Origin of the sequence: Adhaeribacter pallidiroseus (genome assembly GCF_003340495.1) — a bacterium.
GTDB classification, from domain to species: Bacteria; Bacteroidota; Bacteroidia; order Cytophagales; family Hymenobacteraceae; genus Adhaeribacter; species Adhaeribacter pallidiroseus.
This window is the reverse complement of the sequence record NZ_QASA01000003.1, coordinates 31,330-53,071: the sequence shown is the minus strand read 5'-3', so window position 1 is coordinate 53,071 and position 21,742 is coordinate 31,330. Positions and strand designations below refer to the sequence as shown.

Sequence of the window (21,742 nt, the reverse complement as noted above, 5' to 3'; positions counted from 1 at the left end):
CCGAATCAATACTAAAGGTAAAAGCTAACTACAATATTTGTCTCAATAACTACTATTATGTTCAACAGAATAAGTAAGTTTCAACTTTTTACTATTATAATGTAATCATTTATCTACCAGATGAACTGATGTGAGTTTGGGTAGAAAGTAAAAACGAATGTCCATCCTCTATAAATTCCACTTCCCCGAAAATGGCCGTATATCCACTATCTGGTCGGGGTACTTCGACGGTGTAAATAGATCCTTGATCTCCCTTCGCTCTACTTATTTGCGTGATAGGTTGAGAGCTCCACACCGCTTGCCGAAAATCCTTTGTTTTGGCCCTACTAATCCATAATTGGGCTTTCGTGGCTCGCTTATCGGTTCGGATCTCTAACCGAATACGATCATTGTCTGGCCGGTACTGCCAAATCAAGGGCGGTAAACTTCTATGTGCGGCCACAGCGCGGATAAAGGCAAAAGCGGTGGCGTTGATTCGCGAATCTGCATCGGCCTGGACATGGTTCGCATTCGAGAGATAAAGCACTGCTTTAGGTCCTTTTAAACCGGGCCAATATAAGTTTAAAGCATCCGTGGTGAAGAAGTTATCGTTGGTGGCTGAAACTATTAACTTAGGTATTAAGAGCTGCTCCCGGTAAGAATACGCGTCCACCATTTGAATCAAACGTTGTCCGCGGGGCTGTTGGAGTTCTTTAAGCAAATCCGTTGTGGTTTGCGAAGGTGTGCTGTAGGCACCAAAGGCTTCTAAATGGTGGGGTAATTGCGCCTTTGAGTTTAAGATATCAATGGCGATGGGAATAATTCCTTTTACGCGTTTATCAGCTGCCGCCGTTAACCAAGTAGTATGTCCCCGCTTCGAGTGACCGGCGATGATAAAATCAGTTACGGCCAGTTGTTTTTGCTGCTTGGCTAATAGTTGTACCACATCCATGGCGCGCACCACACTTTTCACCATAGGAAATAGTAAAGGCCAGCTTTCATCACCCGTTTTTAAGTACTGCGAAAAGGTATAAGCCTGCAGATCATCTTCTTCCTTGCCTTCGAATAAAGGTTGATTGGGAATATCGTAGAGCATCGCGGCCGGCGTACCGGTGGAGTCACTGATCACTTTCAAACTAGCCAGACCAGCTTCTTGGTCATATAGATGCTGCAACACCAGGAGCATAGTAGCCGGGTGTTTGGCTTGGGTAGGAAAGTAAACGATAAGTTTATGGTTCCAGGGAATGCTTTGCCAGGTTTGCGACTGGAAGTTTACTTCATAAAACACCCCGTTACTAGCTAGGCTTGGTTGATTGTTTTGCCAGTGAAAAGAAGTATCTGGTTTGTGAACATATTGGAGTAAGGCATTACTAGGCGGAATGCGTAAAGGCTGCTTTTGACCATAACCATAAAAGGTGCCTAGAACTAGTAATAGGAGGAGTAAACCTTTTAACCTATTGGCTTTCATAATGGTAACTGTGCAGGAGCTTAGCATAGACACATCAATATTGAGTCTACTTTTAATATAACAATAGCTTTTAAATCCAATCACTTTTTGGTAAAATATTTCGTTAATTACCTGAAATATAATGACTTGTAATTTGTTTATTAAACGAAATTTTTGTATTTTTAATAGTAAACAAAATATTATTACTATGTCTAGAAAATTAACTGCTGGTACTCCAGCGCCCAAAAGTGGGCAGTATCAAATCATTGGTCCCCGTGGAGGAAAAGGGCCTGAGAGAACCTCGACAAAAGGAAATCCATTGCCTCCTACCCCTAAAGCTGGGTCTTTCTATAAATTGGTTGACCCGACTAAAACTAAGTAACTTTATAAGTAGATGGATATAAAAATAGTATCCATCTACTTTAACTATTGATGACTCTTTCTCGCCGTTTTGTAAGCTAAGGCTACTACAGTATCTTTCAACCTCAATAATCTTTATTACATTAAGCTAAACGGTTTTAAAAGTAAATGCAATTTTATGGAAACGTCTGCTAATCAAAAATTTAATTGTTATATTTACAGTATAGTTGATTTGCTATTAATTGAAATATAAAGGACTAATTATTATTGTAAGGCTTGAAACAAATTGTTACATATAGAAAGAAAGACTTAACTCCTATTCAAGGTATTAAAGTTTATGAAGGTGCATTAGCAATTGCTAATAAAAGAAAATTCAAAACTACTTTCCTTTTCTTTCTTCTTGTTAAACAAATAAGTAAATCTGGAACCATCCACAATTATATAAAAGTAATAGAGCGACATACCGGACTAAAAAAAGCAAAATATATAATGAGGTAAAAACTTTACACAAATTAAAATTATTAAGTGTTGGTATTAACCGTTTGGGAGAGGCATTTATAATTTTAGCTAATATAAGCCAAGTATATCGCTATTTAGGATTTGAAATATCAAACAATTATGATGAGAATGAGCGTAAAGAGAATATTCATATTCCCATCTTCCGCTTACCCATTTGTAAAAACACAAAAGATTTAGAAACAGCTATCCAGTTTTTGGAGATGCGTCGAAATTGCAATAGGCAAGATATTACCATTAAAAACAAATTTGTGCATAGCCAGTTGAGCAAGAAACTGGGAACCGATTATAAAAACAAAGTAGCATCTAGTAAAATTCGTCGCGCAAAAAAAAGTGCCATTCGAAAGTTAGAAGCTATTAAACAAGCTCAACTTCATCAGCCAAACTCAACGGCTTTGCCCAATAATTTGAACTTAGATGTAACTATATCAACTGAAAAAACGGCCAAGCTATTTGGGTATAAATCCGCGCGCACTGGAACTAATATTCAGCGTCGTTTAAAAAACGAGGATTGATAGATATTAAGTTTCGAGATGAAATTGTTTATGAGAACATCGAGTATTCATTTTTCGCTAATTTAAACTTTCCCAGTAATTACTATTTTGTTGGTGGCGTAATTCGACGAAGGCTTCCTAATAAAATCATTGTTCTTTAGTTTACTTTATTTATTATGATCTAAATAAGCTAATTACTTCTTGCAGCGTTAAGTATACTTATATTCCTATTTGCCAACTGCAACTTGGAGGGTTACTAGGGTTTGTAGCCTAATAGTTTGAAATTAAGCTTTTTAATGAATTTAGATTTAGTTAATAAAATCAAGCGATTAGCAATTATTGCTTTAGCTTCGGATGATCAACTAATAGAAAGTATTGTTTTAAAAGGTGGCAATGCTATTGATCTTGCCTATCACGATAGCAGTTCCATTTCCAGAACTTCCTATGACTTAGACTTCTCGATAGAAGATGGCGATTTTGAAGAGGATGTGGCTGTTATTAGCGAGAGAATTCATAAAACTTTGGTACAGACTTTTGGAGAGCACGGGTTTGCTCTTATAGATTATAAATTTAATAATAGGCCTAAAACACCAACTATTGAGTTTTGGAGTGGCTACCAAGTTACTTTTAAAGTATTAGATCAAAAAATATTCAATGACAATAAAGATAATATAAGTAATCAAAGAAGACTGGCAATCCCGCTTAAGCCTGGACGTTCTTCAACTGGTCCCTCTCCTACTTTTGAATTAGAATTTAGTAAATTTGAGTACGTAGGGAGCAAGGCTGCAATAGATGTTGACGGGTTTACTGTATATGTGTATACCCCGGAAATGATTGTTTTTGAAAAATTAAGAGCTATCTGCCAACAGTTACCACAATATAAGGGTGTTATTAAATCTTTTTCTGCTCGTCCTCGAGCCCGAGATTTTTATGACATACACCTCATTATGGAAATGCATCAGCTTGATGCTAACTCAAATAAAAATAAAGAACTTATAGCGAAAATATTTGGTGCTAAGCAGGTTCCTTTAGGCTTTATTAAAGAAATCAGTACGAATAAAGAGTTTCATAAAGACAATTGGGATAGTGTAAAAGACACCGTTTCTAAATTTGAGAAATCCGAAAGTTTTGATTTTTACTTTGATTATGTAGTTAACACCTTCCAACCACTTACATTCCCTTAGGAAAATATAGCTGCCAATCTTCTGAGAAATCTTTTTCCTGTATTTCGTAGGTCAGATAAAATTTAAATTCTTTCTTTCGGCTTCGTAGGTTCTCTAATTTTTTACCGGAGTATCCCGCTCTCTCTAAATAAAATCCAACGGCTTGATGATAAGGATAAATAAAATTTAAGTTGTCTAAAGTAGCAACCAACTTATTTAGTGAGATTCGGGGCAAGGCATTTTGGTAGGCTTCCAACACTGAGTAAACTCCTCCAGCGTAGCTTGGCCGAACAGTTATATCAATTAAGGTACGTTCCAGATTCGTTACTGGAACATTCTCAATGGTATGAATACCAGTTCTTCCGGTATTCATACCATTGAGAATGAGAAAAGAGAAATCTCCATATTTCGCTTCAGTTAAGGCTCTTCGTTGCGGCTTCGAGAAAGCTGCATCTATTGCTTCTTGCTTTAGTTGCGAGTTACCAGCTGCTTTCTTGCTTTGCTCGAAAGTGACATAAATAGTTTTTGGTACCTGATTAGTTAAATCATTCAGAAATACAGCTGTATAATGGGATAAATAAGATTTGTTGACCAAAGATACAGCTACCTCGAATACATTAGCAGAATCAGTAATATAACGTTCCTTATTATTTAAGTAGCCGTCAAATAAAATTTCGGTTTTAGTTAAAATTCCTCTTTTTTGCAGCTGATCAATAAATCGAACGCTATTAGTAGCAATTGGCAAATTCCAAGCTGCTCTTCTTTCTTCAAATATTCCATTTAGTTGCTCACGCGAGAAAACATTCTGAAGGCTCTGCTTGAAAAAGGACTTAATACTACTTTCAGCAATAATAAATCGGGACTTTCCAGCCATAATTGTATTTATGGTGTTTACATGTAGAAAGTATATATACTTTCTACAAAGTTAGTAGGTTTATAGGATAAAAGCAATAAGTAATTAATAAATCGTTTACTATTACAATAGAAACAAAAAAGTATTAGAATACAGAAAGTATATATACTTTCTGTATAGCAAAGTTAATCGTTTAAAATGATAAGTGCAAGTAGAATTATCTATAATATTAAAGGGGAAGATGAATTAAGAATTACGTAACAATTAATTCCTATGAGCGTAAAGTATATATACTTTACGTTATAGACAAAGATCCAATTTAAAGAGTTAAGTAAATAAACTGCTATCTTTACTTACGCCAATGATTTACTATTACATGCCTGAACAAATTACGCCTTATATCGAGCAGTTTTATGATGATGCCGAGATCTGGCCTATTATCAATGAGGCTAGTTATCTCCAGCAGCAGTTCCAAGAACCCGATATTCTCCATAACACTGTTTGTGTTATCTTGCCCATTGTTCGCCGGCAGCCGGGGTACGTACTCTATCAATTCGATTTAGAGCTCTTTATTAAGCATCCAGAAAGCACGGACTTAGGCCAGCTCGAACTCTACCGTGTGCGGGACTTCATTCGTCAGAAAGTAGACTTAGGGCCACTCATGCAAGGAGTGCAGCAGATTACGGGAGTAGACATCCACCAGGTATTAGAAAAGATAAAACAGCAAATTAAATTTTTGCAGCAGATAGAAAACCAAGACTTACCTATTGCTCCAGCCCAAATGATTGCAGCTTCTTGAGTGTTCCTCTTTTTAAATAAAATAGGCTTTACCTCTTTTAAAGTTTAACTCTGCCTCTCCTAGTTTATCAAAAAGCTAGAAGGAACCATCCAAGCATTATGAGAAATAGGTGGACAAAAAACCCTTCTATTTTTCTCGTTAAAAAAGGCGGTTTATTAGGTATTAAGAGGATTATAAAAACTGGGCAAAAAAGAGTAGTTTTTTTCCTTAAAGAAGAGCACAGCAGAGAAGCAACTTTGTTTTACAAACCACAAACGACCGTTTAAGATTTGTAAAACTGGTAATCTTCCCTTATTTTTATTACAAGATAGGTCAAAGATGATACAAGTGGAGAAAAAGTATGTCGCTTATTACCGGGTATCAACAGCCAAGCAGGGAACCAGCGGTTTGGGATTAGAAGCACAGCAATACGCCGTGGCCAGTTTTCTGAATGGTCAGAAGATTACCAGTGAATACGTCGAAGTAGAAAGTGGAAAGAAAAACAACCGGCCGCAGCTGATTGCAGCCATCGAGCAGGCTCGTAAAATTAAAGGCACATTAGTTATTGCCAAGCTGGACCGGCTCAGCCGGAACGCTTCTTTTATTTTTACTCTGAAAGAAAGCGGAGTTGATTTTGTGTGTGCTGATATGCCCGATGCCAATACTTTAACCATCGGAATCTTTGCGGTGCTGGCCCAACACGAACGGGAGCTGATCAGCAGCCGGACTAAAGCCGCTCTGCAGGCGAAGATTGCTCAGGGTGCCAAATTAGGCAAACCAGAAAACCTGACTTATCAGGACCGGGTGGCCGGTGCCCAGGCATTAAAACAGAAAGCAGCCACTAATCAGAACAACAAGCGAGCCGCGGCTATGATTAAGCTTTACCGTTCGCAGGAATTAAGTTGGTTAGCCATTGCCAGTAAATTAAACGAAGCTGGCTTTCGGGCCAGCCGGGGCGGAGAATTTCAAGCTGTGCAGGTGCAGCGGATTTATCAAAGAATAAAATTATAGATTACTCTCATTTTAGGCCATACGATTTGGCGCTAAATTTACATCAACCCATTTATAAATGAATCTTGTAAACAAAAACTGGCAGTCTTCAAAATACTTGCATAATGCAATTGAAAGCATAAATACCTTACTTGAAAAAGACCCTGATTTATACTCATCATTACGAAATTTATTTTTTGTAATTACAAGTGCTGATATCCCTTCTTTAACAAATCAAACAATTTATAACAGTTCCTCAAACGGGTTTGCTGTTACAGAAAGTAATTATTACATGCCAGAGGTTAGTAAAAATTATTTTGTTCACCTAATAATTGTGAACCAACAAATTTGTGAACAAGCGAATTTGGACGATGAAGAGTTAACAGCTGTATTACTTCATGAACTTGGACATGTATTTAACATGTACAAACAAGAACCTATTCCAACCTTAATTTATTGCCTTAAAACTAATACAACATATAATGCTGACTTAGAAGCCAAAACAAAAGAAGAAAACAGCATTTATAATGAATATTATGCTGACTATTTTGTAGTTAAGAATGGATATAGCCAACAATTGATAAAAAGCCTTAAAAAGTATACAAACCTAGATTTTGCTATAAATCATGATCAAATTGCAAAACGAATTCAAATGATACAAAATGGGGATTGTGAATTTACAGGAATTCTGAAAGAATTAAAACCTATGGTAAAGTAGAAAAGAAGCTACTAACAACACCTAAAAAGTGTTTTAATGCTTTTTAGCCAAGACCGTTAGGGGCAATTGTAAAAAATACTTTAATTGTAGTTATGTATGAGTGATAGTTTCCAATATAGATTGTCGAAAAATCAAAAAGAAGAAATAGCTGAAAATCTAATTGCCATTTTGCAAAAAGACGCAAAAATTACGCAAGCAACTACAGATTTCATTTCCGATTGGATTTCTACTGGTCCCAGCGAAAAAAGGAAAGCTTTTTATGATGTATGGGAGATCGTTCTGAAGAACTATCTGCCAACAGAAAGGCCAATTTTATTTCGGTCTAGCAAAAGAATCATTAAAAAGAATAGAATAGCAAGTTTTACTGGACAGTTAGGATGCGCAAAAAATTTCGGTAAAGATTATTTAATAATCTATGATACATATGAGGTACTCAAATTTGAAGAAGAACTTTATAAACCTGGTGATTATAAAAACACATTCTATCCGCTGATCAATGTTCTAGAAAAAGCTCGAGACTCTGGCGGATGGGGATTCCCTGAAAGAATATGGAATTTTATCGGTGAGAACGAATATATTGTAAGAATTGAGGTTGAGTACCTTAACATATTGAAGTGGGTTAAAAATGATACTGATAAATATCTTGCCTTAAAATACCCTAATTCAAAATAACTACTCATAAAAGCGGATGAGCCGCGAAACGTTATGTAATAACTATGGCTACATTAGCTCAACTCCGCCTGCAGGATTGGTACTCCTTCCAAATGGAAATGAACCGTTACACCCGTAAGCACTTACTAAAGAGATGGCGGGGTGTTAAGCAGAAGCACTACGTTTATTTCATCTTTCATCAAGTGCCAAGTACCCCACTGGTCCGGCCGGTCTACATTGGTTGCACCAGCTCCTTGTACTGGCGACTGGTTAAACACTCCAGTAAGATCACAGAAAACGCTCAGGTCTACTTCAAGGAATATACAACCAGAGAAGAAGCGCTCCAGCACGAAAAACGCTGCATTAAACTTTGGAAGCCACGGATGAATATAAAGTATTCGAACTGGTGGCAAATGGAGCTATTAGATTAAGAACGGTAAGACAATCAACAAGCCATCCTCTATATTTCCTCACAACAATCTTAAAACTAATCTTTATTTCTGGCTTTTTTATAGTGTAAGAAAACTCAATTTTTGAGTGTTCTAAAATTATAGGTAATTCTAAGTTTAACTGCTTGCCTTGCAGTTGCATCTTTAATTAAGAGTCTGGTTCAATCTATAAATATTATTTAAGAAATAAATTAAAAAAATGTTCCATATAAGGAAACATTAAGCTTTATACCACGTTATTAATAAAGTTCCTTTTATGGAACACAAGCCCGTTTTGCTTGGATATGTGTCACGAAATTTATGATATATGGGTAAAAGTATTCCAATTGAAGTAACAGATAAGGTTCATGCATTTTTGCTGAACTTACCCCCCACTAATCGAAAGAAAGTTTTGATTATTTTAGACTTAATACAAGAAGGGTATACGGCAGATTGGATTACTTCGTTGGGCGATGGCCTTTTTCAATACACGATCGAAGCAGAAGGTATAACCTACTCGATGAATGTTTTTTGGGATGATTTTAAACGCTGCCTAATAATAAATTCAATCTACCGAACTAAATGAAAGATGCTAAAAACATCTTGCACACGAACTAAAAAATGAGGAAGGAATTAAACCTCCTTCCTCATTTAACAAACTTAAATTAGTAGAAACTTAAACTTAAAATAATGAAGGAAATGGATAAGAAAAGCTGGATCGCAACTCAATCCAACCCTAATAACAAGGGCAAAGATAGTCCGCTAACAGCGATTGTACCACCTCACATATCGGATGAACCATATACTGATCAAGATCCGGCATATGGCAATAAAAAGAAGACTCTACTGGAAGCTTTTACAACAACTGAAAAACAACTAATGCCTGATAAACCAAAAGAAAAAACCACTCCTTTAAATGCAATAATAGATAATCGATTTAAGAAGGGCACACCGGAACGAGAAGACTTTGAATATGAGAAGTCTCTGGTAGTCCTGGGCGCGAAAATTAAGGAATTAAGAAAAGAGAAGAATTTATCACAAGCAGAATTGGGCGAAAAGGTTCAAGTAACTAGATCTCAAATCGCCAAAATAGAAAATGCATACCACAATTTCACCTTTGCCACTATAACTAAGGTTTTTAATGCTTTAGATGCAAATATTACTTTCCAAATACAACCAAGAGAACCGGAAGAATAAAGTGCTCTCGTAAGAATTATTTGGATTTTAATTTAAAGGGCCTCTTCAAAATGAGGCCTTTTTACTCATCCATTTCAGTAAAAGCGCTTCTAGTTTATAGCAGATCTCTCCAGCATACCTGGCATAATCAGGATGTTCAAGAATTCCTAAATAAATTTTTAACGTTTTAACTTTTCAAAGAAATGGAACTGAACTTCATTACTGAGTTAATTACTCAACTGTCAACCAAAATAATAGACAACCTACCTCAATTATTATCGGTTTTACTCAATGGTTACCTTGCCTTCAGACCAAAGAAAGACAAACCCGGAGAGACCTCCAATCCTCCCGCTAACCCACCTGCTCCTAAACCACAGAATAGTAATAACAAAAACTATCCTCGTAAAAAGCGGAAACGTAGAAAAAGATAATATGTAAAATACCCTTTCTATAAAAGTCAGGTGTAAGCTTCCCCAAAATTAGAACTGTTCAGGAAGAGAAAAAACTTAACTTAGAACAGTACTTATGAAAAGAAAAACCTTCAGTCCCCAACAAGTTGCTAAAATTATCAAGGAATTTGAGGATGTTAAGTAAGAGAAAGTATGGATAAATATCAAGAGATTGATCCAAGATGGCCCCTTGTCGGCATCCAAGACCGGGAACATTATTTGCAGCGCTACCTGGTAGAAGGCCGCTTTCACGCAAACGTGCCAGCGGATATTGTTCATTCCTATCACACCGTTGAACATCTGATCGCCTCTGCTTACTATTATTGGCCACAGTATGATGTAGCCTTGCAAAAGTTACTCGGGATCTGGGAGATGGCGGTAAAGTTCAAATGCCAACAGTTAGGAATCGCCCTGGCTATAGCCGGTAAAAGCAATAAAAAACCAGTTTCGCTCGTATTGAACAAACTCCTGGAAAAAGTATGTGCGCTGGAAAAAGACAAAGAACTCCAAGAGCTGTTGCAGCAAGCGAGAGCACTCAGAAACTACTATGCCCATCCGGATCGACATAGCTTTATGGGAGGTATTGCCCGGCAGCATATCATCAGCTTGGTCAATACCATTAATTTGTTATTCTTAGATACCCAGGTAGTAGTAGCGGCGAAAAAGTATTTGGCGAAATTACAGCAAGAGTTCGGCCTTTTCCAACAAGGCCTGTTTATATTGGTGTGGGCAGATCAGCGCCTGCTGGTGACTAAGGCCCTACCGGTAGCTGTTTATCCAGTGAAAGAAGCTTGGCTCTCTTGTTGGTTTTTCTTACCCGTTTTAACGAATAGCTATGAATCGTTGTCTAATCACCGTTACTCCCCTCCTATTCTCCTAACTTTTTCCAGCTGGCAGCTCCAGGATGATGTTCTAATTGGCATTGACCAATCAACGCAAAAGGAAGTAAAAGTAGCTCTTACTACAAGCCCGCTGCACCAGGAAAAGTGGCTGCACCAGGAAAAGAACGGCAGCAGGTAACGGCCACCGACCGGGAAATTTATGACACATATTTAAAGAGCGAGATAGTTAAAGAGATAAAGCATTTTTTTTATTCTTGTGGTGGGCAAGCTTAATGCTTTGAAGCTCTTTTACTTTTTAATCTAATTCCTAATAGCTATTTTCCTTCATGATTAAAGTAAAGCATCCGGACGAAGATTGCAATCAGAGGCAAGAAGCGTTTCTAACTCAGTGCCCGGCCGATCAGCGGCGTTTTCACGAGTTGTTATTTACGAACGGCAATATTGCGTACCGCTATCACCAAAAAGCCAGAACCTTTTCGCCCACGGTTCAAGATTTTGAAGAATGGCTGGAGGGATTACCCCCTAATATGCAGCAGGACATGCAACAAAAAGGATTTGAAGCTTGTCAAGGCATTTTATCTTTTACCCGGTATGTGAATGAGAAAAATGACATTGGCCTGGAGGAGTATATTCGGCTGCACATGGATCCGGAAGATTTCACCGAATATCAAAGCTTTTTAGCTCAAGCCAAAGAATAATGACTGGATAGCCATTGCCGCAACAAACCCAGAAACAATGATCGTTTCTGTTCGCTCCTAGAACTCATCTCAACAATCAAAAATACTCTTTGATTTTTAAGATGCCCTTATGAGAAAAATAAAAAGCTAAAAATACCTGGAGCTACCAGGTATTTTCTTATATCAGTATTCCGTCGTTTTACGAGACGCTTGGTCAACTGACTCGTCCTGAAAAAAGTTGACCGTTGGTCTTGTCCCTGCTGGTTTAAAAGTGGTCCATTGGCAGCTTGACAGGTATATCTGGGAAGAATTAAAAACCTATTCCAGTTATTTCGGAAATATGCCCCTTAAATGATAGGTTCCTATTAAAAGTTGTTTTTTAGCTGTAGCTTACATTTTCCTAAAAAATCATGGTATAGATTAAGTAGAATGTCATTAAAATTAGACAAATCGAAACTACAGGTTTTCGAGACCGTTCCCGATCTATACTTAATTCTTTCCCCAGATCTGATAATCCTGAATGCCAGCAACGCTTATTTAGAAGCCACTTTTACTTTGCGGGAACAGCTTACCGGCAAACATATTTTTGAGGCCTTTCCGGATAATCCGGAGCATGTGGATGCGGATGGGGTTTCCAAAGTCAGATCATCCTTAGAGTACGTATTAAAACATAAAACACCCCACCAGATGGAGGTGCAGCGGTATGATGTTCCGCGGCCGGCCCATTTGGGGACCGGCTTTGAAGAGAAATTCTGGTATCCCATTCATACCCCTGTCTTAAATGCCACTCAGGAAGTGGAGTATATTATCCAGAAGGTAGTAGATATCACCAAAGAGGTTCAAAGAGAGGCAGAATATAAAAGTTTCGTTAAAAAATCTGCTCAGCAAATAGAACAAGCGGTTTCTTCTAAAAATCAGATACAAGTTGAAAGAGAAAAGCTTTATTCCTTGTTTATGCAGGCGCCGGCTATTATTGCCGTTTTGACCGGACCCGATCATGTTTTTGAACTTGCCAATCCTCGATTTAGGGAGTTGGTGGGGATTGATCGACCGCTAATCGGTAAACGCGTGCGGGAGGCCTTACCGGAAATAGAAGGGCAAGGATTTTTCGAACTTTTGGACCAAGTGTATGGTACCGGCATTCCTTTTCGAGGCACGGAAACACCCGTGCGGCTTGATGCCCTAAACACGGGGCAACTGGAACAACGGTACTTTGATTTTATCTACCAGCCCTTGCGGAATGACTCCGGCGAAATGCAAGGTATTCTGGCCTTTCTTGTGGACGTTACCGAGAAGGTAGCCGCCCGGCAGCGAGCCGCCGCCTTACAGGCCGAATTACTGGCCAATGCTCAAAAGTTAATTCAGGAACGTGAAACCTACTACCAGGTTTTTGAGCAAACGCCGGCCGCCATCTGCATCCAACGGGGACCAGAACACCGGTTTGAATACTTTAACGCCGCTTATCAGCTACTTTTCCCGGACCGGGAGCTGCAAGGTCAGCCCGTAGCGGAAGCTTTGCCCGAAACCGTGATCGGGGGGTTTGTCGCTTTGCTGGATCAGGTGTACCAAACCGGGGAAACGTACTTTGGTTACGAAAGGCCTTTGACCATTATCCAACCGGATGGTAGCAGAGGGGAAGAGATTTATTTTACTTTTACTTACCAGGCTTACCGGGAAAACGGGCAGATTGTGGGCATTTCTACTTTCGCCTACAACGTGACCCAGCAAGTACACGAACGGCAGCAAGCCGCCCAAATGGCCGCCGATCTCAAGCTGGTGGCTGCGAACGCACCCGTATTTATTTTCCGGACCGATGCCACGGGGCACATTACTTACGTCAATGATTCTTTGTTAGAGTGGAGCGGCTTGCGGATTAACCCGAACCAATTAGACCAAGTTTGGGATATGGTGCACCCCGATGATTTACCAGAGTTAAATCAATCTTTTACGCAGGCTCTCCGGGCGGGTCAACCTTGGGAAAGCCCCGTATACCGGATTCGGCGCCGGGATGGGGAATACCGGTGGTCCATCACCCGGACACAACCCTATTTCACCCCCGACCAAAAGCTAGTCGGTTATAGCGGCGTTAACGTGGAGATTCACGCGCAAATAGAACTGCAACAGCAGCTTACGCGCACCAACGTGGATTTAGATAATTTTATTTACACGGCCTCGCACGATTTAAAAGCGCCCATTCTCAACATCGAAGGCTTACTGGAGGCTTTACAATATCAATTACCAGCCGAGAGTCTACTGGCCGAAGATGTTCAGGTTACGCTGGATCTGATGCAGAATTCCGTACAGCGCTTTAAACGCACCATCGGCCATTTAACCGAGGTCACGAAGCTGCAAAAGGAAAATAACGCGGCAGCTATCCCCATTCATTTGCCCGCCCTCCTAACCGAAGTGCAGCTCGATTTAGCCCACCTGATTCAAGCTTCTCAGGCGCAGATTGAAGTAGCGGTAGACGACTGCCCTACGATTCAATTCTCGGCCAAGAATTTACGCAGTATTGTTTATAATTTACTTTCCAACGCCCTGAAGTACCGCTCACCGTTACGAGTGCCCTTCATCCGGGTACATTGCCGGGAGACGGCGGAATATCAGGTACTTTCCGTCACGGATAATGGTCTAGGGATGGATTTAACCGGCAATAACAAACTATTTTCCATGTTCCAGCGGTTACATACCCACGTGGAAGGATCCGGGATTGGCTTATACATGGTCAAGAAAATAATTGAAAATGCCGGCGGTAAAATCCAAGTGCAGAGTGCCGTCGACCAGGGCTCTACCTTCCAGGTCTATTTTCGGCGGAATAAGGAACAAGTTCAATAGAGCCTTCCGGTAAAGAATAAACAAGAATACCATGACTAGAATTGCTAGTGCCTTGCTGGTGGATGATGATGATACGGCTAATTATCTGCATAAACGGCTTTTTCAAAAATTAGAAGTGGCCGAAAAGCTGCTGGTAGCCCATAACGGGTTAGAGGCGCTACAACTCCTGCAGGCAAACTGTCCCGGTTTGGACTGCCCCCAATTAATTTTATTGGATATAAATATGCCGATTATGGATGGCTTTGAGTTCTTGAAAGCTTATGAGCAATTAGAGCTGGCGCAGCGGCAATCAGTCATCATCATTATGTTGACTACTTCTTTAAATCCGCAAGACATTGAAAAAGTAGAACAAGCTAATATTACGGGACTGTTGAATAAGCCTTTAACCGAGGCGGCTTTAAAAAGCATTCTAGCCGAGCACTTTGAGGCCTAGGAACCTTCCCATGAAATTATTGGGGGTCAACTAAGCTATTATATAAAAACGCTTTAATAAGGCCGAGATAGGCTTATTAGTAGGAATTAGCCACCAAAAGAATGGTGTTGTTGGCTAGGTTTCGGAGAAATGCGCCGCTTCCCTCCTACTCCGCTAGTAAGGAAAAGAAAACACCACGCTCTGATCATCAATCTGGCTAATAAAGCGACCTAAAGGCATCAGCCGCAAAGGTATTTTCAACCATAACTCTTCGGCTATATCCATTCTTTTCTCCGTCTTGCCCTAACCCAGGCGGAGGAGCTATTTCCTTATTTCACGCACCTTTTTTCCGTAATTAATCCGGGTACGCTGGCTATTCTTTCGCGTATACCACTTTTATTACTTTACTAAGGTTATGGCGGGACTATTAGATTACATCTTCTCCCATCTAGAGGATAATAATTTAAATCGTAGCCAGGTAGAAGCCTATCTTCGGTACTTAGATGAAATCATGCTCCAGGGTTTACCCCCGGATAAAGAAATCGCTTTTCAAAAAATTAGACTCCAACTGCTGCGAAGAATGCATCAGCTAAATTAGGAGCAAATCCAGTTTAACCGCATTAGCAAGAATGCGAAGAAAGATTAACTTTTCGGTATTTCCATGTAAAAAGTAGTGCCTTGATTTTCCTGGCTTTCGAACCAGATCTGGCCCCGATGCCATTCCACAATGGTCTTGATAATGGACATACCTAATCCCACCGAAGGTTCCCCTTTCATACCGGGACGGCGGGCCCGGGTGAACTTCTCGAACAAGGTACTATGGTATTGTGCCGGAATACCAATGCCCGTGTCCGTTACCTGGATGAGTACCGTCGCTTCTTTTTCCTCCAGGGTGATACTTATCTCGCCCCCATCGGGCGTAAACTTCAGGGCATTGGAAATCAAATTATTGAGCACCTGGATAAACTTATTATCATCCAGCTCCATATAAATCGTTTCCTTACCGGGTAAGTAATGAAAGGTCTTGCCGGTAATCTGCTGGGTTTGCTGGTATTCCTCCAGGAAGGTTCCTATTGTGGCGACCAGGTCTACCCGGCGCTTCATAACTTCGGTTCCCATGGCTTCCAAGAACTCCTGGCGGAGGAACTCCTGAATCAAAAGCGTTCCTTGTTGGCTGCTGCGCCGGATAATATCCAGCAAGTACTGGGCTTCCTGAACTTTCCCTTCTTCTAAATCATGGGCCAACAAGTAAGATAAACTCTCAATATTGGCCAAAGGACCCGCTAAATCATGCGAGAGAATGTTGAGCACGGCATTCTTCTTATCCGAGAACTTATTAAGGTAATCGGTATACTCTTTTTGCCCGGTAATATCCTGGCAGTAGCCCATAATGGCTTCGGGTTCTTCTTGGAGCAGGGCTTTGAGGCTTATCCAGCGGACGGGATGATGGCGTACCTGAATTCGGAATTCGATGGGTTCTACCAGCACTCCGTTGCGTAAATCCAGGTAAGCCCCTTGCACATGGAGTTTATCTTCCGAATGCACCGTTTTGAAGAGCTGAAGCGGGTTTTGCCGAATGCTTTGGCGAGACGTATGCCAGACCTTCTCGAAAGCGGGATTCAGATAGGTAAAATGCTTCGTAGCCAGATCATAAGAAAAAAACACGAGATCCGCCTTTTCCGCTAACGCTAAGGGAAAAGTGAAAGCAGTAGAATTCAAGGTCATTATACAGCGGAAACGCTGTTACCCCGTAGGTCGCCTCTTACTGGTAGAAAGCTTATTGATAATCAGAAGGTTCCTTGAAGAGAACTTATATTATGCTTCGTCCGTTTAAATAGTATAAAACCAAGAAAATAGCCTTTATTTAACATAATACCAGTTATCAGAGAAATGCCCTTCCCGGCTTCCTAGAAGGGCTTCTTTATATAAGCATTTTTGGTATTTTAAGAGGAATACCTAAATACACCCTTGATTATCCTTTTGGTTGGATGGAAGGACAAGTACCTGCCTTATCCTTTCATCCAGCTCTGATAAAATGGGCTATTAAGGAATTAGTTGCTCTTGCCGGAGTTGCGCAAATAAATCAAAAAAGGACGCGCGGGTATCCTGGTAAACCAGAAAGCCTAGTTGGCGGCTTTTTGACATATCCGTCATTACCTCTATCGGTCGACCTAGGTCTAAATCGGTGTGCCAGGCCGAAGCTAATCGGTTCAGGTCCGGTTCCTTCAGGTGATATTTGGCAGCCATCTCTTTCCAAAGCGGACCATCGTTAGCAAGTTCAACCTCCAGCGGGTGGATGGTCCCATCAAAGCCGGCCGCTTCTACCCCAAACCAAGCGGCTAGTTGGTACCATAGCCAGTTCCAACGAAATACCTCCCCATTGGTGATATTGAAGGCTTGGTTATGGGCAGCTTCCGTAGTAGCGGCCCAGATTAACTGTTCCGCTAGAATGCGGGCATCGGTTACATCCGACAGTCCATTCCATTGAGCGCCAGATCCAGGAAAACGGAACGGCCTGCTGGTTTCTTGACAAATACTGGCATAAACGGCCAGGGTAGTGCCCATATTCATCATATTACCAATTGCTTTGCCAATCACGGTATGCGGGCGATGAATGCTCCAGGTAAAACCATCGCGCTCGGCGGCGGCATACACTTCATCTTCCTGGGCGTAGTAAAAGTTTTCAATGTCCAACCGCGGATGTTCCTCCCGAACCGGCGTTACGGGTAAGGTTCCGGCTTTCGCGTAAGCTTCGAATGGTCCTAAATAATGTTTAAGCCCCGTTACCAAAGCTACGTGCTGCACCGATTTTTGGGGGGAGAGTACCTCCAGCAGGTTACGTACCATCAAACTATTCACCCGGATGTTTTCGGCTTCGGTCTCTTGGCGCATCCAGGTGGTAATAAAAACGTGCGTAGGCGAAATGTCTGTCATGGCGGACTCCAGACTATCTTGGCTTAACAAATCGGCCGCTACGGGTATTAAGTTGTTTATTTCGGTATTCGGGTTTCGGGCCAGGCCATAAGTGGTCCATCCTTGGGCTATCAGCTTCTCGGCTAGGTTACTGCCGGTAATGCCACTGGCACCCACTACTAATGCTATCTTTTCCATAAAGTAGTTGAGCGTTTTTCCGGTGATTTTGTTCTAATAAATTCCTAAAAGATGAAAAATTAACCGGTTTGAAGATAACAAAGCCTAATACGGGCGAATAAAGCAAGAACCCAATGCATCTATACTTCTACTCGGTTAAATAGTCTTATAAGTATATATTATGTTAAATAAAAATGGCTAATTTTCCAGTAAATGCTCGTTTCAAGAAATGTATTTTCATTATTTCTGAAATAAATATAAATAATGAAAATTACTTTTAGAAGTAATATCAATGGTATAAATATGGGTAAATAACTAAACATTAGTAGCTAATATGTCATTTAGAAGATTCATTTATAATTTATTAACTTTTAATAAATTATAAATTGTTAATAAATTATTAACTTTTAATATAGTCCTTATCTTTAAAATAATTCATTAATATTCGTTCTACAAAATCTGATTTGCTTCTGTACTTTTCTTCTAAGGTTCCAATATCAATCATATGTTCCAATCTTTCATCAACAAAAAAGGTAATTCGCTTTCTAACTTTTTCTGATTTCTTAATTATTACTGAATCTTCTTGTTTTGGTACTTGCATATCAAGTTTGTTACCATGCAGTTTGCCTAGTACATTGCCAAAGTCTTTTTTATCTTTTGCCATACTTAAAAATTTGTTAATAATTTATTTAATATTAATAAATTATTAACAATTAAAACTATATTAATTATTAATAATCTCTTTAGTAAGTCTCATATAATCTTTAGCTCCATTAGATTCAGGTGCGTAATCATATATATTTTTCTTGACTGCAATAGATTCATTTAAAGACACATTGGTGCGTATAGTTGTTTTTAAAACTTTATCACCCAGTTGTTTCTTAGCCTCCATAATAATTGTTTTACCTAATATAGTTTGAGCATTTTTTGAATTATTTGTGAAAAACAAGCCCCCTAATTCAATGCTTGGATTTATTTCTTCATCTTTTATTATAGATATTGTCTCTAATAATCTTGAAAGTCCATCCCAAGCATAGGGCTCTGCAACCATAGGAATATAAACAGAATTACACGCGACTAAAGCCGATACTGTATAAATTCCTAATGATGGGGGACAATCTATCAATACATAATCATATCCATCTTTAATCTTTTTCAATAAAGATTTTAGCTTTACAGCTCCTGTTACAGAATTTGATATTGTATGCTCTCTCTCTATTAGAGTACGACCAGAATTGACTAGGTCAACCCCACTAACATTATGTACTATATCTGTAATTTTACATCCATCTATTAAAGCATCAGAAATGTTCAACAGTTCATTTGTTTTAACACCTACTGTTGAAGTCAAATTTGCCTGAGCATCTAAATCAATGAGCAAAACTTTTTTTCCCAATTTATAAAGAGCATAACCAATATTTATGGTAGATGTAGTTTTAGCTACTCCTCCTTTCGCATTAACAATTGCATAAACTTTAGCCATATTTAATAACTAATAACCTAACATTAATACACAATATTATTAATGTTATTAAATATAAACAAACTACTAACTTTATTAATGTACAATAATTTATTTATATTATTAAACATTAATAAATTATTAACTTTATTAATACGCAAATTTGTATTTAAGTAGGTGACTAGAAGAAAGATAATTGTTTAGTTTATTTCATCAGATTGTTCCTTTTGCCATATGTTGAATTTTAATCCTAAAGCTTCTTTAATTAAGATTACAGAATGTTGTCCTTTATTTCTCTTCATTTTAATATGATCACCTGAGCTTATTTCAGAATTAATGCGATAGAGAACAGGATTCAAATATTCTTTAATATACTCAGGAGGAATTCTGTCCATAATATGCGCTATTTGCTTATTTGTTAAACCATATTCAAGCATTCTTTCCATTGGACGTTTCCATATTTCAGGCAAGGGAAGTTTTTCTTGCTCTTTATCTTCTTTACTCGGATTAATAGCTACTTTCTTTATTAACTCAAATGTAATTGTATCAACATTCCGTCCTTTTTTTTTATCTTATAATCAAAAGCCATCTCTGTATTATCCAATTCGGCTTTTGCAGTATCTAAAATTCTTCTTTTAAATTCAGCAAATAATGGGTATTTAAGGGTTTTTACTGTTATAATACTTTCTTGTTTAAAAAACAGGCCAGGTTGACCTTCTTCTATCTCAATATCTAATCCTAACATCAATCGTAGATGCTTATACTTAATTGGCTCTGGCTTCCTTTTATATAATTGCTGTTTTATAAACATATATATTCTATATGCTTGAATTGTTTTGAGGTTTAATAATCTTTCTAATTCGGCTTGAGTATAGTTTCCTTTTAAATCTAAAAGGTATGGAGCTAAATCGCCATTTATCTTTGTTATTAAACACCTATTATCTTCCGTATAATCAACTGTTGGAAATATAACCATGCTTCTATAAACTCTCTTCTCAATACCGTCCTTATTAATGAAAGTATTTTCAATCTTAAACTTTATATCTTGTAATTCAGTCACAAGTTTTTTGACTTGCCTGTAATTTCTTCCTCCTTTAGAAGCATGTAACACATCAACCGGAATTCTAACATGTGTTAATTCTTTATCATCCTTACTAATGTGGCTTAAAGCGTACAAGAAGGCCCTTAGTTGAACAGTTGGAATGTCAAAGCAACTGTTTATCAAACTATTACTTTGAGTTATAATTTTGTTGGGATGCTTTAGCGGAACTGTTATAATATTACTCATGTGTTAAATAATCTTAGCAGATATATGTACTAACAATAAATATAGTACATATATCTGAAGATATAAATAAAACTTATGATATCAGACTAAATGTGGGATTCTGTACATGGGTTGGGATTTTGTACATATTTTAGTGGGATTTTGTACATATCAGTAGGCATAAACTTGGGATTTTGTACATATGTAAGAGGGATTTTGTACATATATTGAGGGATTTTGTACATATATTTGCGATTTATATGCTGATTTATAATTAGTTATCTTGCATTAATAAAAATAATATTTATAAATATAATGATTGAATTAGAAGATTATCATTCATTATATTTATAAATATTAGATTATGTCTTTAAAAAGTTAAATACTTACAATAATTAGCAGCAGAACAGGAAAATACAAAGTTGATGAAGTGGGATTTTGTACATATATCTTTAAAATTTATATATACACACGAGTTCAGATCTATAAAGTAGTGTTTTGATAATGTGTAACTTACCAACAATTATGTAATGTATGTGTGATGGGATTTTGTACATATATCTATGATATAAAATTAATGAACTTTAGATATATAACTAAAAAGTAACTCTTTAATAGAATAATAGTATCCAAATATATAGTCTATATGTATTATGATCACGTTATCTAAATTGCGGCTAGAAGATTGGTACGCTTTCCATCTGGAAATGAGAAGATACACCCGGCAGAATTTACTTAAAAGGGGGAGACTGCTGGCCCATACTTACATCGTTTACTTTATCTTTGAAGGCGATCCGCAATCCCCTAACTTCAAGCCCCTTTATATTGGGTGTACCGGATCCTTTTACTGGCGCATGGTGAAGCACCGGCGCAAGATCACGCCTAAAGCCAAAATCTATATTAAAGAGTTTACCATTAAAGCCGAAGCGCTGCAATACGAGAAGCGTTGTATCAAAGCTTGGCAACCGGCCCTTAATATCAAGTATAACACCTGGTGGCAGTACGACTTAATTGGCTAAGTTGCTTCGGGAAGGAGTTGTTTCAATTTGTTAAAATTTACGGATTTGCCAGTTACTCTTAAGTACCTGCTGACAAGTAGCCTTGTTACCACCCGTCTCCCTAATCGAAGGAGAGAGCCTTAGGAGAGAGCCTTCT

The 21,742-nt window shown here is 38.5% G+C and carries 22 protein-coding genes; 14 read left to right on the top strand and 8 right to left on the bottom strand.

Translation table 11 applies throughout. The annotated features are described in order from the left end of the window. Positions 1-109: 109 nt before the first annotated feature. On the bottom strand, positions 110-1,447 hold the full coding sequence (locus tag AHMF7616_RS26030) for a PhoPQ-activated protein PqaA family protein (RefSeq protein ID WP_158546268.1): 1,338 nt from the start codon (positions 1,445-1,447) through the stop codon (positions 110-112). Positions 1,448-2,062: 615 nt separating this feature from the next. Here AHMF7616_RS26030 and AHMF7616_RS26025 point away from each other — a divergent pair. From AHMF7616_RS26025 to AHMF7616_RS26015, 3 genes are all read left to right on the top strand, one after another. Then, entirely contained in the window at positions 2,063-2,284 is a 222-nt protein-coding gene (locus tag AHMF7616_RS26025; RefSeq protein ID WP_115375917.1) for a hypothetical protein, read from the top strand. 44 nt (positions 2,285-2,328) lie between these two features. After that, positions 2,329-2,817: a hypothetical protein gene (locus tag AHMF7616_RS26020; protein WP_115375916.1), complete on the top strand. Its 489-nt coding sequence runs from the start codon at positions 2,329-2,331 to the stop codon at positions 2,815-2,817. Positions 2,818-3,092: 275 nt separating this feature from the next. Next, entirely contained in the window at positions 3,093-3,980 is an 888-nt protein-coding gene (locus tag AHMF7616_RS26015) for a nucleotidyl transferase AbiEii/AbiGii toxin family protein (protein WP_115375884.1), read from the top strand. Here the strand turns inward: AHMF7616_RS26015 and AHMF7616_RS26010 are convergent. Then, positions 3,967-4,833 carry a type IV toxin-antitoxin system AbiEi family antitoxin domain-containing protein gene (locus tag AHMF7616_RS26010; protein WP_115375915.1) on the bottom strand — a complete coding sequence of 289 codons (867 nt, stop codon included), beginning with the start codon at positions 4,831-4,833 and terminating at the stop codon, positions 3,967-3,969. The two genes, AHMF7616_RS26015 and AHMF7616_RS26010, sit on opposite strands and share 14 nt — an antisense overlap. 340 nt (positions 4,834-5,173) lie before the next feature. Between AHMF7616_RS26010 and AHMF7616_RS26005 the strand changes: the two genes are divergently transcribed. The 10 genes from AHMF7616_RS26005 (at position 5,174) to AHMF7616_RS25950 (ending at position 14,789) form a co-directional block, all read left to right on the top strand. Continuing rightward, on the top strand, positions 5,174-5,611 hold the full coding sequence (locus AHMF7616_RS26005; RefSeq protein WP_115375881.1) for a hypothetical protein: 438 nt from the start codon (positions 5,174-5,176) through the stop codon (positions 5,609-5,611). 318 nt (positions 5,612-5,929) lie between these two features. After that, on the top strand, positions 5,930-6,601 hold the full coding sequence (locus AHMF7616_RS26000) for a recombinase family protein (protein ID WP_115375914.1): 672 nt from the start codon (positions 5,930-5,932) through the stop codon (positions 6,599-6,601). 58 nt (positions 6,602-6,659) lie between these two features. After that, positions 6,660-7,298, top strand: a complete 639-nt coding sequence (locus AHMF7616_RS25995; RefSeq protein ID WP_115375913.1) for a M48 family metalloprotease — start codon at positions 6,660-6,662, stop codon at positions 7,296-7,298. A 96-nt stretch (positions 7,299-7,394) separates the two neighbouring features. Then, on the top strand, positions 7,395-7,970 hold the full coding sequence (locus tag AHMF7616_RS25990) for a hypothetical protein (RefSeq protein ID WP_199474472.1): 576 nt from the start codon (positions 7,395-7,397) through the stop codon (positions 7,968-7,970). A 44-nt stretch (positions 7,971-8,014) separates the two neighbouring features. Beyond that, positions 8,015-8,380 (top strand): GIY-YIG nuclease family protein, encoded by a 366-nt coding sequence (locus AHMF7616_RS28010; protein ID WP_115375878.1) that lies wholly within the window; start codon positions 8,015-8,017, stop codon positions 8,378-8,380. Positions 8,381-9,067: 687 nt separating this feature from the next. Beyond that, positions 9,068-9,574: a helix-turn-helix domain-containing protein gene (locus tag AHMF7616_RS27400; RefSeq protein ID WP_233507814.1), complete on the top strand. Its 507-nt coding sequence runs from the start codon at positions 9,068-9,070 to the stop codon at positions 9,572-9,574. 581 nt (positions 9,575-10,155) lie between these two features. After that, positions 10,156-11,022, top strand: coding sequence for a hypothetical protein (locus AHMF7616_RS25965; RefSeq protein WP_115375911.1), 867 nt, complete (start codon positions 10,156-10,158; stop codon positions 11,020-11,022). Between the two features lie 148 nt (positions 11,023-11,170). Continuing rightward, positions 11,171-11,542, top strand: a complete 372-nt coding sequence (locus AHMF7616_RS25960; protein WP_115375875.1) for a hypothetical protein — start codon at positions 11,171-11,173, stop codon at positions 11,540-11,542. Between the two features lie 408 nt (positions 11,543-11,950). Further along, the gene (locus AHMF7616_RS25955; RefSeq protein WP_115375910.1) at positions 11,951-14,356 is read left to right on the top strand and encodes a PAS domain-containing protein; all 2,406 of its coding nucleotides are present in this window, start codon (positions 11,951-11,953) and stop codon (positions 14,354-14,356) included. 31 nt (positions 14,357-14,387) lie between these two features. Further along, complete coding sequence (locus AHMF7616_RS25950; protein WP_115375909.1) at positions 14,388-14,789, top strand: response regulator; 402 nt, start codon at positions 14,388-14,390, stop codon at positions 14,787-14,789. A 621-nt stretch (positions 14,790-15,410) separates the two neighbouring features. On the opposite strand, the gene AHMF7616_RS25940 is transcribed toward AHMF7616_RS25950, so the two are convergent. From AHMF7616_RS25940 to AHMF7616_RS25915, 6 genes are all read right to left on the bottom strand, one after another. Next, positions 15,411-16,493, bottom strand: a complete 1,083-nt coding sequence (locus AHMF7616_RS25940) for a PAS domain-containing sensor histidine kinase (protein ID WP_115375908.1) — start codon at positions 16,491-16,493, stop codon at positions 15,411-15,413. Between the two features lie 318 nt (positions 16,494-16,811). Then, positions 16,812-17,879, bottom strand: a complete 1,068-nt coding sequence (locus AHMF7616_RS25935) for an SDR family oxidoreductase (RefSeq protein WP_115375907.1) — start codon at positions 17,877-17,879, stop codon at positions 16,812-16,814. A 379-nt stretch (positions 17,880-18,258) separates the two neighbouring features. Beyond that, a complete protein-coding gene (locus AHMF7616_RS25930; protein ID WP_115375906.1) occupies positions 18,259-18,522 on the bottom strand; it encodes a hypothetical protein in 264 nt (87 codons plus the stop codon). 60 nt (positions 18,523-18,582) lie between these two features. After that, on the bottom strand, positions 18,583-19,341 hold the full coding sequence (locus AHMF7616_RS25925) for a ParA family protein (RefSeq protein WP_115375905.1): 759 nt from the start codon (positions 19,339-19,341) through the stop codon (positions 18,583-18,585). A 179-nt stretch (positions 19,342-19,520) separates the two neighbouring features. Continuing rightward, the gene (locus AHMF7616_RS25920) at positions 19,521-19,790 is read right to left on the bottom strand and encodes a hypothetical protein (RefSeq protein WP_115375904.1); all 270 of its coding nucleotides are present in this window, start codon (positions 19,788-19,790) and stop codon (positions 19,521-19,523) included. 56 nt (positions 19,791-19,846) lie between these two features. After that, a complete protein-coding gene (locus AHMF7616_RS25915; protein WP_115375903.1) occupies positions 19,847-20,608 on the bottom strand; it encodes a replication initiation protein in 762 nt (253 codons plus the stop codon). Positions 20,609-21,294: 686 nt separating this feature from the next. Between AHMF7616_RS25915 and AHMF7616_RS25910 the strand changes: the two genes are divergently transcribed. Beyond that, complete coding sequence (locus AHMF7616_RS25910) at positions 21,295-21,606, top strand: GIY-YIG nuclease family protein (RefSeq protein WP_147275806.1); 312 nt, start codon at positions 21,295-21,297, stop codon at positions 21,604-21,606. Positions 21,607-21,742: the final 136 nt, after the last annotated feature.

Bases quoted from the DNA above. Each gene is read 5' to 3' on its own strand.
- AHMF7616_RS26030 (WP_158546268.1), bottom strand. From the start codon at position 1,447: ATGAAAGCCAATAGGTTAAAAGGTTTACTCCTCCTATTACTAGTTCTA.
- AHMF7616_RS26015 (WP_115375884.1), top strand. From the start codon at position 3,093: ATGAATTTAGATTTAGTTAATAAAATCAAGCGATTAGCAATTATTGCT.
- AHMF7616_RS26010 (WP_115375915.1), bottom strand. From the start codon at position 4,833: ATGGCTGGAAAGTCCCGATTTATTATTGCTGAAAGTAGTATTAAGTCC.
- AHMF7616_RS26005 (WP_115375881.1), top strand. From the start codon at position 5,174: ATGATTTACTATTACATGCCTGAACAAATTACGCCTTATATCGAGCAG.
- AHMF7616_RS26000 (WP_115375914.1), top strand. From the start codon at position 5,930: ATGATACAAGTGGAGAAAAAGTATGTCGCTTATTACCGGGTATCAACA.
- AHMF7616_RS25995 (WP_115375913.1), top strand. From the start codon at position 6,660: ATGAATCTTGTAAACAAAAACTGGCAGTCTTCAAAATACTTGCATAAT.
- AHMF7616_RS25990 (WP_199474472.1), top strand. From the start codon at position 7,395: ATGAGTGATAGTTTCCAATATAGATTGTCGAAAAATCAAAAAGAAGAA.
- AHMF7616_RS28010 (WP_115375878.1), top strand. From the start codon at position 8,015: ATGGCTACATTAGCTCAACTCCGCCTGCAGGATTGGTACTCCTTCCAA.
- AHMF7616_RS27400 (WP_233507814.1), top strand. From the start codon at position 9,068: ATGAAGGAAATGGATAAGAAAAGCTGGATCGCAACTCAATCCAACCCT.
- AHMF7616_RS25965 (WP_115375911.1), top strand. From the start codon at position 10,156: ATGGATAAATATCAAGAGATTGATCCAAGATGGCCCCTTGTCGGCATC.
- AHMF7616_RS25960 (WP_115375875.1), top strand. From the start codon at position 11,171: ATGATTAAAGTAAAGCATCCGGACGAAGATTGCAATCAGAGGCAAGAA.
- AHMF7616_RS25955 (WP_115375910.1), top strand. From the start codon at position 11,951: ATGTCATTAAAATTAGACAAATCGAAACTACAGGTTTTCGAGACCGTT.
- AHMF7616_RS25950 (WP_115375909.1), top strand. From the start codon at position 14,388: ATGACTAGAATTGCTAGTGCCTTGCTGGTGGATGATGATGATACGGCT.
- AHMF7616_RS25940 (WP_115375908.1), bottom strand. From the start codon at position 16,493: ATGACCTTGAATTCTACTGCTTTCACTTTTCCCTTAGCGTTAGCGGAA.
- AHMF7616_RS25935 (WP_115375907.1), bottom strand. From the start codon at position 17,879: ATGGAAAAGATAGCATTAGTAGTGGGTGCCAGTGGCATTACCGGCAGT.
- AHMF7616_RS25930 (WP_115375906.1), bottom strand. From the start codon at position 18,522: ATGGCAAAAGATAAAAAAGACTTTGGCAATGTACTAGGCAAACTGCAT.
- AHMF7616_RS25925 (WP_115375905.1), bottom strand. From the start codon at position 19,341: ATGGCTAAAGTTTATGCAATTGTTAATGCGAAAGGAGGAGTAGCTAAA.
- AHMF7616_RS25915 (WP_115375903.1), bottom strand. From the start codon at position 20,608: ATGAGTAATATTATAACAGTTCCGCTAAAGCATCCCAACAAAATTATA.
- AHMF7616_RS25910 (WP_147275806.1), top strand. From the start codon at position 21,295: ATGAGAAGATACACCCGGCAGAATTTACTTAAAAGGGGGAGACTGCTG.